General features: G+C 41.0%; 11 protein-coding genes. All 11 read right to left on the reverse strand.

The features are described from left to right. Nucleotides 1–139: 139 nt before the first annotated feature. Nucleotides 140–2386, reverse strand: coding sequence for a beta-L-arabinofuranosidase domain-containing protein (locus DQQ01_RS11895; protein WP_207657625.1), 2247 nt, complete (start codon nt 2384–2386; stop codon nt 140–142). Between the two features lies 1 nt (nt 2387). Further along, nucleotides 2388–3461, reverse strand: a complete 1074-nt coding sequence (locus tag DQQ01_RS11900; protein ID WP_111920215.1) for a hypothetical protein — start codon at nt 3459–3461, stop codon at nt 2388–2390. Nucleotides 3462–3475: 14 nt separating this feature from the next. Continuing rightward, on the reverse strand, nt 3476–4981 hold the full coding sequence (locus DQQ01_RS11905) for a peptide MFS transporter (protein ID WP_111920216.1): 1506 nt from the start codon (nt 4979–4981) through the stop codon (nt 3476–3478). Between the two features lie 45 nt (nt 4982–5026). After that, nucleotides 5027–6109: a M24 family metallopeptidase gene (locus DQQ01_RS11910; RefSeq protein WP_162624308.1), complete on the reverse strand. Its 1083-nt coding sequence runs from the start codon at nt 6107–6109 to the stop codon at nt 5027–5029. After that, nucleotides 6106–6687, reverse strand: a complete 582-nt coding sequence (locus DQQ01_RS16655) for a POT-type proton-dependent oligopeptide transporter (RefSeq protein WP_242980363.1) — start codon at nt 6685–6687, stop codon at nt 6106–6108. Before DQQ01_RS16655 ends, DQQ01_RS11910 begins: the two co-directional genes overlap by 4 nt. Continuing rightward, the gene (locus DQQ01_RS16660) at nt 6639–7595 is read right to left on the reverse strand and encodes an oligopeptide:H+ symporter (protein WP_242980364.1); all 957 of its coding nucleotides are present in this window, start codon (nt 7593–7595) and stop codon (nt 6639–6641) included. Before DQQ01_RS16660 ends, DQQ01_RS16655 begins: the two co-directional genes overlap by 49 nt. 189 nt (nt 7596–7784) lie before the next feature. Further along, entirely contained in the window at nt 7785–8333 is a 549-nt protein-coding gene (locus DQQ01_RS11920) for a helix-turn-helix domain-containing protein (protein WP_111920218.1), read from the reverse strand. A 51-nt stretch (nt 8334–8384) separates the two neighbouring features. Continuing rightward, on the reverse strand, nt 8385–9662 hold the full coding sequence (locus DQQ01_RS11925; protein WP_111920219.1) for an adenylosuccinate synthase: 1278 nt from the start codon (nt 9660–9662) through the stop codon (nt 8385–8387). Nucleotides 9663–9745: 83 nt separating this feature from the next. Then, nucleotides 9746–11023, reverse strand: a complete 1278-nt coding sequence (locus DQQ01_RS11930) for a Na+/H+ antiporter NhaC family protein (protein ID WP_111920220.1) — start codon at nt 11021–11023, stop codon at nt 9746–9748. Nucleotides 11024–11116: 93 nt separating this feature from the next. Then, nucleotides 11117–12550: an adenylosuccinate lyase gene (gene purB, locus DQQ01_RS11935; protein WP_111920221.1), complete on the reverse strand. Its 1434-nt coding sequence runs from the start codon at nt 12548–12550 to the stop codon at nt 11117–11119. An 83-nt stretch (nt 12551–12633) separates the two neighbouring features. Continuing rightward, nucleotides 12634–13410, reverse strand: a complete 777-nt coding sequence (locus tag DQQ01_RS11940; RefSeq protein WP_111920930.1) for a hypothetical protein — start codon at nt 13408–13410, stop codon at nt 12634–12636. Between the last annotated feature and the right edge of the window lie 7 nt (nt 13411–13417).

Here is a 13417-nt window from a genome sequence, read left to right on the forward strand (position 1 = left end):
TTTTTCTTCTCCTCCATATGTAAGTCAAAACATTTGTTCTTACAATATATCATATCCGGGAAGGGCAGGCAACCTTTTATGAAAAAAACGGCAAAACCGAAATACTTCCGATTCCACCGCTTTTTCTGATAGCTCTATATCAAATTTTAAAATATACCTGATATCTCTCATGGCAAATGCTATATAGAGGTACAAAAACAGTTTTTCCACAAATAAAGTGCAGATTTTCTTCTTTTCTCACCATATTCTCCAGATTTTCCTCTGTCAAACACAGATGTAAAAAGTCTTCCTCTTCTGTAAGCGCCGCCAACACATACGGGCCATAACATAGAGCTGCCACCTCCGGTTTATCCGGCGTCCTCTCCAGCCTCAGCGTACAGGAAAAGGCAAGTTCTATCTCACTGTTCTCTACCCCGGAAATTTTACAATAGCCATCGCTTAATTTTTCTGCCTCTACCTTTTCTCCATTGAGTTTTATCTGATAATCCCCCTTACACCAATAAGGAATGCGGATTTTTAAATCTCTGTTTCCTGTTCTTTTCACAAAAATCTTTACCTGTTCAGGCAAAAACGGCGAAATCTCCTGTCTTACTTCTATATCCTCCAAGTTTAAAACAGAAGGGATAAAAAGGTTTACATAAATACTGTTTCTGTCTGTAAAATAAATGGCTTCCGTGTATTTAAAATGGCTTTCCAGACCAGTACCGTGGCAACAGGAATTTTCATCGTCAAATTCTTTATGAAAGCCAGGTGCCAAAGGCATGAAATAGGTGCTGGCTCCTGTAGGAGCATGCTCACAGGAAGAAGCAATATGATTAAACATAGTTCTTTCATAATAATCCATATAAGAACTTACAGGCTCATATTTAAAGAGTTCTTTTGTCAGTTTCAGCATATTATAGGAAGCACAGCTTTCTGCTGTATTCTTGCTTAACAGGCTTCCTATCTCTTCCGGTCCGTGGAACATTTCCCCTTCTCCGGTACCTCCGATAGCATAAATATGGTCTTTGGTAACGCTTTCCCAGAAAAATCTGGAAATGTCGTAATAACGCTTTTCTCCTGTCACTTCAAAAAGCTTCATACAGCCAATAATCTGAGGAATGTGCTGATTTGCATGCAAAGTATCCAGCGCATCTATTTTCTGAGATAAAGGAAAAAACAGCTTATCATTGTCAAACATTCTGGAAGCCTTTAAATGTATTTCTTTTCCTGTAATCCCATACAGTCTTGCCATAACATCATTCATTCCGCCAAACTCACCGGCAATATAAAGGCTCCACATTTTCATCAGCACATGATGGGGCAGACGGGATAGACGATTATACACCCAATCCCCCAGTTTATCTGCAATTTCAAGTGCCTGAGGAATTTCCGCATACTCCCAGCAGTCCAAAAGACCGGCAAAAATTTTATGAAGTGTATAATAAGGCGCCCATATTTCCGGATAACGTACATATTTTTCCAAAAGGTCAAATTGTGTTTCATCATATCCGCTTAAAAAGCCCTCCTGAATATTTTCCATGCGTGAAAACGCTTCCTGACATTCCTTTAAGGAGTCACACATATAGACTGCTTTTTTTCTTATTTCTTCTTTTTTTCCTGCCCGATAGCAAAGTGCCAAGCCAGACAGATAATGTCCGGTTGTATGTCCTCTCAAATTGCTGTCCGGTGCGTCCCAGCCTATCATCTCCGGCGCCCCTTTTGTATCAAGGCCGCAGGCAGCTCTGAAATTATAAAGCATCTGGTCATCATTCACACTTAATAAAAATTCTTCTGACCACCCCTGTGCTTTTTCAAAAAAACTTTCCCCAAAAAGAACCGTATTTTTATCTGTTTCCTGTACTTTAGGAATCTGACTCATTTTTTGAATCTCTACGCAGTCTTTCACCTCTACAGTCACCGGCACCTCTACCTGTGTCCCTGCGATCTTCCCATGCTCCTGTACAATTCCTGTATTCTCATAAATACGTTCTCCCAGATTCTCCCATTCTACAAGATGGGGAAGCACTCTCCCCTCCTTTGTCTGAATAACAACTGCAGTAGGAAGATAAAATACTTTTCCTTTTTCAGCCTCTAAACGGACTGGAAAAACTTTGTCTATCTGTATCTTATTTTCCTCTTCCAGTACCCGCACCTCAAATACTCTCACTGCCTTTTCTTTTCCATAGCGAAGAGTTGCTGTAAGAGGAACTGTGCGGCTTCCCATTCCATATTTAGGTCGTGTAACCTTTCCCTGTGTACTGATAATTCTGTCATGTCCTGTTTCCCAGGTGATCTCGGAACCATTCTCTCCTTTTACCGGAAGATTCAAATCAAATTCTACAGTTCTGATATTTCCAATATATAAGCTATCTCTGTCTTTTTGCACAATTTCCAAATCTGTCATTTTAAGCTTCCTTTCCATAAACATTACCGTCTATATCGTATAAATTTTTTGTTTCGTTCCAGGGTATTGGGAAACCTTTATCCGGATAAAACTCCTTGAAAAATTCATAGGCCTCTCTATCATAGCGCATTAGCTCTTCTCTGGTATTTACAGGTCCCCGGATACCATCCCACTGCCCGTCTTTTCCCTCTTCCATAACGTTAAACCAGATTGTAGTGAGGGTTGCAAAATATTCTTCATAATTACTGATTGCATAAGTATTCGGCCACTTTCCTGCATTTTTTGCATGCTGATACAGGATTCTGAATTGTTCTGCAAGAGTTCTGTCCTCTAAATGCTCTACACCGATTAAATGAATTCCGTGAGCAAACTCATGAGCCAAAATCAATTCTTCCCTATATTTTGTAGCATGCTCTCCTTCCAAAATCCGCAGTACATTTGCTTCTGAAATAGAACTGATCGGATTTTCTATTACGCCGCCATATCCTTCTACATACCTGTGCATATAAAGGCAGCCCACTCGATGCTCCGGTATATCATAAGCGTCCTCTCCCAGTGGATAAATAGCAAGCTCTGCACCAAATTCTATCATTTTCTCTGCTGCTGCTTTTTGCTTTTCCAACATGATATCCATAATTGCTACTGCCATTTCATGCGCTCTGTCACTCACCTTATCATTGGATTTAATAACAATACCACAGTCTGTTTTGGAAAATTTTGTGTAATAAGGCTCCCATGTCACAGAATACCTTTTATCGCTGTTTACAGTCATGCCTCTGGCATTTGCCACCTTCTCTATCCAAATTTCCATATTCTCTACAGCCTCTGAACCGACCGGCTGTTCTAAGGATACGGTTGTCCGCTTCTTTTTCGGTTCATATACGGTACCTACATGCCATTCCTCACTGTCTGTCCGTTCGTGAAGAGGAAGTTCCTGTCCTTTATAAAGAATATGGTAGGCAGAAGTCATACCCCCATTTAACGCCAGCTCCTGATTCCAGTAAATCTCCACATGCGTCGTATCTATTAACAAAATCTTCAAAGGTTCCGGTGCTTCTGAAATTCTCACTCCCATATTGCCCCTCCTTTTTATGCAATATCCCTTTCAATGTGATTCGAAAAAAGAAATACAATAACACTTGTAATAATCAGCACAACTGCCATAATCGGGAATAAGGTCATCTGTGCATCCGAGGTTGTAAAAAATTTCAATAATATCATAGTGATTCCATTTGCAATGGATGTACTCTGACTCCATGCGGACTGCATCTGGGTTTCAAAGGATTTTGGTGATAACTTTGCAGTAATGGAGTTACCAATCGGATAAACCATATTATCGCCCATTGTCATAAGGAAGTAAAAAATAATTGGAAATACCGGACTGATATTTTCTGTAATTCCCAGTATCATTGGTATGGTAAGGGCAATATAAGACAAAGCGTATGCCATAATACCGGCACTGAATTTTTTGGAGGTAGATACTTTTCCTACTTTTGTTTTGGTCCATAGAAATACAAAAACCGGTCCTAAAATCAATCCAAACACATTATAAATAGAAGTAAAGGTTGCTGGTGCAAATTCAATCCCCAACATATGGCGATTTACCTTAGCTTCTACGAAAACAGCTAATGCAGAGGTAATCATAACCGTTGAAGTAGCCACTACAATCTGTGCACAGAACAGTTTTAAAAACGGTACCAGCTTCTTTCTGTCCTGTGTGCTGATTTTTTTGTTATTAAACAGCTTATACAAAAATAAAATAGGAATAATAAATGCTGCTGTTGTCAGTACATTAATAACACCATCAAAGGTTAAAAGCCCTGTAGATACTGTGAGTCCAATAATCACACCCCCAATTAACAGTACAATGGCTGCAACTGTTCCCACCTTTTTCGCCTCTTCTTTTGTAAGAGGATTGACAGGTCTTTCCCCAATAGTTCCGAAAAATTTGTTTCTTGTAAAGAAGATAACAGCCGCATATGCCAATGCCCATGCTGCTCCGATAGCAAATCCAATATGATAATTACTCTCTCCAATAAACCCTACCAGTACCGGAGCCACCACACCGGAAATTGCATTTGCTACTGTATGAATGGTATATGCACCATCCCGTCTTGCAGAATCATCAGTGGCATACATCTGTCCAGTAAGAGAACTGTTGCTTGCTCCCATAACCGGCAATGCCATAAGGATTAAACCAATAACAGCAAACACACGTCCCTGAGCCAGCGTTACAGGTGGAATTGCAAACAGGCCAAAAGCAATAGCCTTCACAATATTTCCCACTACTAAAGCATTTCTGGCTCCAAGCACACGGTCTGCAAACCAGCTTCCAATAATAACAAACAAGGAGTTGCCTGCTCCCATGGCAGCAATCATGGTCGCTGCCTGTCCCTCTGTAAAGCCAAGCCCCTTTGTATATGGCGCATATAGATAATATACCAATACTGCATAGACAGCCGCCCATGCAAAAGAATTACAAAGGTTACCAAAAGCTAAGGCTCCTACTCCCTTAGGGTGTCCGAAAAAAGCTCTGTCATTTAAAACTGCCTGATTTTCCGGACTGATTTCTGAAGTTTCCCGTTGTCTGCTCATATTCATTTCTCCTTTTTTCTCTTAATTCTTTCTTTTTATAATTCCTTATAAAATAATTAACTCTTCTGTAATCTGAGGAGTCAGACATTCCCCTCCATCTTTTTGTATGAGATAATCATCTTCTATCCGAACTCCTCCAAGTCCCGGCACATAAATCCCCGGCTCCAAAGTATGTACTACCATTTCCTCCATGGCATATGCATTGCCAGGCCCCAAAAATGGATTTTCATGAATATCCAGCCCAAATCCATGTCCCGGTCCATGAACCAATGAATATCCGGCTTGCTCAATAACACTTCTTATGGCGCCATCTACTGCTGAAGCCTGTACCCCGCACTTTAAAAGCTCTCGTCCTGCCTGCTTTGCTTCATATACCACCTGATAAATTTCCTGCAATTTTTTGTCCGGTTTTCCGACGGCAAAGGTTCTGGTAATATCCGAACAATATCCCTGATATTTTGCCCCAAAATCAACAGTAATCATATCTCCCTTTTCTATCTTTCGCCCGGTAAGACTGGCGTGAGGATTTCCTCCATTGTCAGATCCGGAAGCTACAATGGTATCAAAGCTTACGGCTTCGCTTCCTCTGACTCTGAATTCTGCTTCTAATATATTTCTCAGTTCCATTTCTGTCATTCCCACAGAAACTTTAGGCAAAAAGGCTAAGAAAGAATCCTCGGTAATTTTACATGCCTGTTTAATAAGCTCTAACTCTTCTTTCTCTTTTACCCTGCGCAGATTTGAAACATAGGGTTTACAGAACTCAAGACTGCCTTCCCAGACCTGTGAAAGCTCTTGATAGCTTCCATGGGAAATATCATAAATATCTACTGCCGCCCTTTTTATTTGCAACTGATGCAGTAATAATCCGGTTTCTTTGTAAAGGCTACTTCCTGACCTCCAAAGAAGAATCTCCCAATTTTCTGTTTCCATAGCTGCCTGATTTGTAAATCTCCCATCTGTAATAAAAAACTGTTTTTTCTCTGTAAGTACCAGAACAGCTACTTTATCCTCTCCTGTAAATCCACTGAGATAACGAATATCGGTTCCCCTTGTCAGAAGAAGTGCGTCGAGCCCATCTTCCAAAAATTTTTTTTGTATTTTTTCTACTCTTTTTTGATAATTCATACGGATTCCTTCTTTCCCATGAGCATTTTGACAGAAATTGCTTTGTGGCTGAAACATACGGCCATTCCCACAATACAGGTAATCAAACCGATTCCCAGAAAATATCCTGCCTCTGCTCCTTCCTTATAAAAGTTTACGGCCAAAGTACTAAGTCCTGCTCCTGTAGACTGACTTAATTTCCAGATAGTAAACATCTGAACAGTAAACGCTTTCGGGGCAATGGCTGCTGTACAGGAAGGTCCTGTGGGACTGGTAATTGCTTCACCGGCAATAATAAACAGATAAAAAATCAAAAGCCATAAAGGACTGACCTTTGTTTCCTTTGTAAACATCACAAACGGAATTATCATAAATAAAGGTCCTGCTCCCCACAAAACTGTTCCTATTCCAAATTTCAAAGGTGTGTCCGGCTGTTTCTTTCCAAGACGAATCCATAAAGCACTGACTGCTATTCCTAAAATTACTGCGTATACTGCAGGCACTGTCTGGAAGGCTGCAGGTGTAAGCTCGATGCCGAAGATATTAAGATTTACCCTCTCTGCGCATAAACTGCCAGAATTCCTGTAGACTGATTCCATACCATCATAGCCAGACTGTTACAGAGAAACAAAACAAAAAACATTTTTAACTTTATTCTGTCTTCTTTTGTTATTTTTTTGCTTTTTCCAATATATACCAAGTAAACAATAGGAATGAAAATAGCAATGGTACTGACTGTATTGGCAAAAGAGGTTGGCGTAAATATGCCTGTATAAAACAAAGTCAGAATAAGCAATACAAGGATTCCCAAACCTGACACTAATTTAAAAATCAGCTTTCTCTTCTCTTCCTGGGAAACCTGGTCATCTGGTTCTGTGCCTACATTTCCGTAAAGCTTCTTTTCTGTAAGCAGATAAATGAGAAATCCCAACGCCTGCAAAATCGCTGCAAACAGAAATCCAATATGATATCCCAGTATCTGTGCAATCGTTCCCGTAATGACTGGAGCTATAGCTCCTACATTATTCATAATATAGAGTATGGAATAACCACTATCTCTTCTGGTATCGCCCTTTTCATAAAGCTTTCCGGTTAATGCGTCCAAACTGTTTCCCATAGCCGCACCAGACATCAACAGCAAAAACTGACTTCCAAGGTAAAGAGGAATTCCGCCTGTAGGAACAACCAGTAACACATATCCCAACGTTTTAATAAAAAATCCAATTCGAATGGCTTTTCGAATACCTATAAAACGGTCTGCCATATAACTTCCTAAAATTCCGCAAAGGAATGATAAAGTGCTGTAAAGAGATATGAATTGTGCTGCGTTTGCCTGGGAAAATCCCAATCCTCCAGCTGCCATATCCGCATACAGATAATAAATTAAAATAGCACTCATTCCGTAATTGGCAAAGCCCTGGCACAATGTCATAAAAGAAATTGTCCCCAGTCCCATAGGATGCCCCAGAAATCTTTTGTCTTCTCTAAAATTTATCCTTTCATTCATTTTTCTCTCCCTTTTATTTTCATAATTATGAATTATTTTTCATTTAAATGAATTCATGAGAGCATTATAACTCTTGTTGTGCATACTGTCAATAAATTATTATTTTTTTTCCCATTATTATCATTTTTAACAAAAAAGCAAAAAAAAGACCCCTTTACGGAATCTTTTTTTGTTCCACTGTTCTATTTACTATTTTTTCTGATAAACCCAGTATGTTACTACCTTTTCATCGGAATCATTCCATATACGATGAGCTGTCTTCTCTGGAATATACACAGAATCAAATTTGTGCAATTTGTATATTTTCTCTTCTAGCTCTAAAGATAGCTCCCCTTCCAAAACCGTACAAGTTTCCGAATACAAATGTCTGGAAAGAGGACCTAACCGAATTTCTCCAGGCCAAATGGTCAGCACCTCATAAATCTGGGCATCATACCCAAAATCAATAAGACGAACCTCCATATTGTAATCCTCGTATCTGTGTATACGCACTTCTTCAGCTCGCAAAACCTGCTTTTTTCTCCCTTCGGAAGTTAAAAGTTCTATTAAGTCTATACCCAGGGAGGAAGTAACCATATGAAGATTTTCCAAGGTAGGGCTTGTCTTTCCTGTTTCCAAGTTGCTCAAATATCCGGCCGACAATCCTGTATACTCCACCATATCTTTTAATGTAAGCCCTTTTTCTTTACGAATCTTACTGATTTTTTCTCCAATTCCACTTAAATCAAGTTCTTTCATAATCCCTCTCCTAAAAAAGAGGCTGTTCCCAAAACAGCCCCTTTCTTTTCCCTATCTGTAAATAATATCCTCTCTGCCCGGTCCATTGGAAACCATGGTAATGGGGAATCCCAGCTTTTCTTCCACAAATTCAATATATTTGCGGCAGTTCTCCGGTAAGTCCTCATATTTTTTAATGCCCCTGATATCGCACTTCCAGCCCGGCAGCACCTCTAATACCGGTTTTGCCTTTTCCAGAAGATGGGTAGTAGGAAATTCTGTGGTGATTTCACCGTCAATTTCATATCCCACACATACGGGAATTTCATCTAAATAACCCAGCACGTCCAGAACCGTAAACGCCACGTCCGTGGTACCCTGAATACGGCAGCCGTATCTGGAAGCCACACAGTCAAACCAGCCCATACGTCTTGGACGTCCTGTGGTTGCTCCATACTCTCCGCCATCGCCGCCTCTGCGCCTTAATTCGTCTGCTTCCTCACCAAAAATTTCAGACACAAAAGCCCCTGCGCCTACTGCGCTGGAATATGCCTTGCACACAGTAATAATCTTCTTGATTTCATAAGGAGGCACTCCTGCGCCTACTGCACCATAAGCAGCCAGGGTAGAGGAAGAAGTAACCATCGGATAAATACCGTGATCCGGGTCTTTTAAAGAGCCCAACTGTCCCTCCAGCAAAATCTCTTTGCCCTCTTTTATAGCGTTCCACAGAAGAAGAGAAACATCGCAGACATACGGTGCAATCATCTCCTTGTACTGCATCAGCTCTTTCACAATATCCTCAGCCTTTAAAAGCGGTTTGTGATACAAATGCTCCAGTAACACATTTTTCTTGTCACAAATATTTTCTGCTTTCTCCCTCAGAGCAGCTTCGTCCTCAAACAGCTCGCTGACCTGGAAACCGATTTTTGCAAATTTATCTGAATAAAACGGTGCGATTCCTGATTTGGTAGAACCAAAGGATTTCCCTGCCAGACGCTCTTCCTCATACTCATCAAATTTAATGTGATAAGACATGACAATCTGCGCGCGGTCTGATACCTTGATATCCGGCATAGGCACTCCCTTTTCCACAATAGACTGAATCTCTTTAAACAGTACCGGGATATTCAATGCCACACCGTTTCCGATAATACTGGTGGTATGGTCGTTAAAAACACCGGAAGGAAGTGTGTGAAGTGCAAATTTTCCATAATCATTTACGATTGTATGCCCTGCATTTGCACCGCCCTGAAACCGTACGACAATATCTGCGTTCTGCGCCAGCATATCTGTAATTTTGCCTTTGCCTTCATCTCCCCAGTTTGCCCCAACTACTGCTTTTACCATATCTTATTCCTCCTGTAAGGTTGCACTCTTTTCAATTACTACAGTATCATACACCATTTTTTTTCAGAAATAAAGTAAAAATTTTATCTTCTCCTGAAAAGAATAAACAGTACCGCGCTGATTCCCATGAGAATCGGGTAAAACAGATACGGCATAATCTGCACAGGTGACAGGGACGCCAGTCCTGCTGCAGTCAGAAGCTGTGCGCCATACGGAATCAACCCCTGTCCCACAGAAGCAAAAATGTCCAGAAGAGAGGCACTTCTCCTTGGAGATACCTCAAACTCTTCACTGATTTCCTTTGCAATGGGTCCTGCCATAACAATGGCTACCGTATTGTTTGCTGTACAGCAGTCCACCAAAAATACCAACGCAGAAATTCCGAATTCTCCGCCCTTTTGTCCCTTGATATTGCGTTTAATCATGTTCAGGATAAAATCAATACCGCCGTATTCTTTTACCAACGCTACAATGGCTGCAACAATAATAGAAATCACGGTGATATCATACATACTGGTAACGCCTTCTCCCATTTTCTGGAACATCTCGCCCAAAGCAAAAGCGCCTGTCCCCACACCTACAATGGCTGCAAGCACAGTTCCTGCAATTAATACCACAAACACATTGATTCCGATTAAAGCTCCGATTAACACTACCAGATAAGGAACGACTCTGATAATCTGGTATTCCAAATCTTTGTCTATATTTCCCGCACCTCCTCTTGCCAGGAAAAAGAACAAAATGGCTGTCAGAACAGCTGCCGGAAGCACAATTAAAAAGTTTTCCTTAAACTTATCTTTCATTTCACAGCCCTGAGTTCTCACGGCTGCAATGGTGGTATCTGAGATCATGGACAGATTATCCCCAAACATGGCGCCACACACAATGGCTCCCATACAGATTGGCAGGGCAATGCCTGTCTTTTCCGCAATCCCCACACCAATAGGCGCCATAGCGGTAATGGTTCCCACAGAGGTTCCCATGGACAGGGAAATAAAACAGCCGATAATAAACAGACCAACCACGGCAATGGACGCCGGCATAATGGACAGTCCCAGATTTACCGTACTTTCCACACCGCCTGCTGCTTTAATGGTTCCTGAAAAAGCTCCTGCTGCCAGGAATATCAGGCACATGGTTACAATATTTTCTTCTCCGATTCCTTTGGAAATAATTGCCAGTTTATCTGCAAAGCGCACTCTGCGGTTTTGCATAAATGCCACCATAAGGGCAATCAGAAAACCAACAATTGCCGGCATGGTATAAAAATCATGGGAGAGTATCCCTGCTCCGATAAAAATCACCAGAAACACGCCAATAGGCAAAAGGGCTATGGCATTTCCGTTTTTCTTTTGCTTCATAAAATAATTCTCCTTCCCGATAAAAAAGAAAAAGAGGGTGCTGCACGGCTCTCAATATGCTTTTCATGCAGCAACCTCTTCTCTTCTATATCTTTACACGTTAATCTCTGCTGTCATTCCAAGAAGTTCTTTGTTTGCTTCCAATACAGGATTTACGACCTTGTTCAGGAAGTTTTCCACCTGTACGGCTGCCCTTCCTGTATATTTTGCAGGGTCCATGGTCTTCTGAAGGTCTTCCAGACTCATATTAAATGCAGGGTCTGCTGCAATCAGTTCCAGAAGATTGTTATCCTTACCTTCTACTTTTACATTTTTTCCTGCTTCCATAGAAAGTTCACGGATTCTTTCATGGAGTTCCTGACGGTCACCGCCTGCTTTTACTGCGTCCATCATAATGTTTTCTGTAGCCATAAACGGCAGTTCGCTTCTTAAACGTTTCTCGATTACTTTTGGATATACCACTAATCCGTCCACTACGTTTAAGCACAAATCCAAAATACCGTCAATGGCAAGAAATCCTTCGGGAACAGAGAGTCTTTTATTTGCAGAATCGTCCAGCGTTCTCTCAAACCACTGTGTTGCAGACGTAATCGCCGGATTTAAAGCGTCAACCATGACAAAACGGGAAAGGGAAGCAATTCTCTCACTTCTCATAGGATTTCTCTTGTATGCCATGGCAGAGGAACCAATCTGGCTCTTTTCAAACGGCTCTTCCACTTCCTTTAAGTGCTGTAAAAGACGGATATCATTAGAAAATTTATGCGCGCTGGCTGCGATTCCTGCCAGTACGTTCAAAACTCTTGTATCCACTTTTCTGGAATAAGTCTGTCCGGAAACAGGATAACATTCTTTGAATCCCATTTTTTCTGCAATCATGGGGTCAATCTTATCAATGGTTTCCTGATCTCCGTCAAAAAGTTCCAGAAAACTTGCCTGTGTTCCTGTGGTTCCTTTTGAACCTAACAGTTTCATTGTGCTGAGTACAAATTCCAAATCCTCTAAATCCAGAAGGAATTCCTGTATCCACAGTGTTGCTCTTTTTCCCACTGTAGTAGGCTGTGCAGGCTGAAAATGGGTAAATGCCAGAGTTGGCAGTGCTTCATGCTCTTTTGCAAATTTTGCCAGTTCTGCAATCACATTCACCAGTTTTTTTCTCACCAGTTTCAGGGCTTCGGTCATGACAATAATATCAGTATTGTCACCGACATAGCAGCTTGTAGCGCCCAGGTGGATAATGCCCTTTGCCTTTGGGCACTGTACGCCATAGGCATATACATGGGACATTACATCGTGGCGAACCTGTTTTTCTCTCTCTTTTGCCACTTCGTAGTTAATATCTTCGGCATGTTCCTTTAACTCGTCAATCTGCTCCTGTGTAATCGGCAGTCCCAGCTCTTTTTCTGTTTCTGCCAGAGCAATCCAAAGCTTTCTCCAGGTGCGGAATTTCATATCTGGAGAAAAAATATACTGCATTTCTCTGCTTGCATAACGTTCGGATAATGGACTTACATATCTGTCTGTACTCATATTCATTTACCTCTCTGTTCTTCTACATCTATCACGCAGTTAATACACATGGATTATATCGCAACACTTCTGAAAAAACAAGTTTAAAATCCTGTACTCCTGTGATAATCCTGAATAAATCCCTCTAAAAGACGCTCTGCTTCTTCCCCGGACACCTTTTGAGCCTTTTTCGCACTCTCCTTCAGACTTTCTGCAATTTCCTCCTGTTCTCCTGCTTCTGCCCCTATCTCCCTGCAGATTTTGGGAAATTCTTCGGAATTCTGCATATAGCACACAGTGAGATAATGCTTTAATACCTGCTTTGTATGAAGCAGATTATAGGCCTTTTTAAAGCATTCTGCTGCCTCCTTAAGCTGAAATAAATGCAGATACGCACAGCCCATGTTGTGATAAATACCTCCGTTAAACTGTTCTCCCAACCCTTCCTTATCTTCTTTTTGAAGGGCATTTTCATAAATCTTCACAGCATTGACATACATGCGGTTCTCCACCAGATAATCACCCTTTTTCTTCTCCCGAAGTACCTGCGGCTGTTGGTTTAAGAGAGTCAGCTTTTGGTTCAGCTCCTTAAACTCGCTGTGGGTCAGATAATTGATTTCTTTAAATACTGCCAGAATAAACTCCGAGGTTCCCAGATTTTCCTCCAGAATCTTATAAAGCCGTCGGTACAGCTTTTCAAGTCCCAGTTCCTTTCTCAGCCAGTCACAAAGATGCTCGTTTAAAATCGTTTCGTCCAGAAGATAAATATTATGGTAAAAATAATAACAGAGTTCTTCAATGGAATAGATATTTGTGCTGATGTTTTCAATATAATAGGGCAGTTCTGCTCTTTTTAACTGACATAAAATATATCCGCTCATTGTCTTT

This window comes from Blautia argi, from assembly GCF_003287895.1.
GTDB classification, from domain to species: domain Bacteria; phylum Bacillota; class Clostridia; order Lachnospirales; family Lachnospiraceae; genus Blautia; species Blautia argi.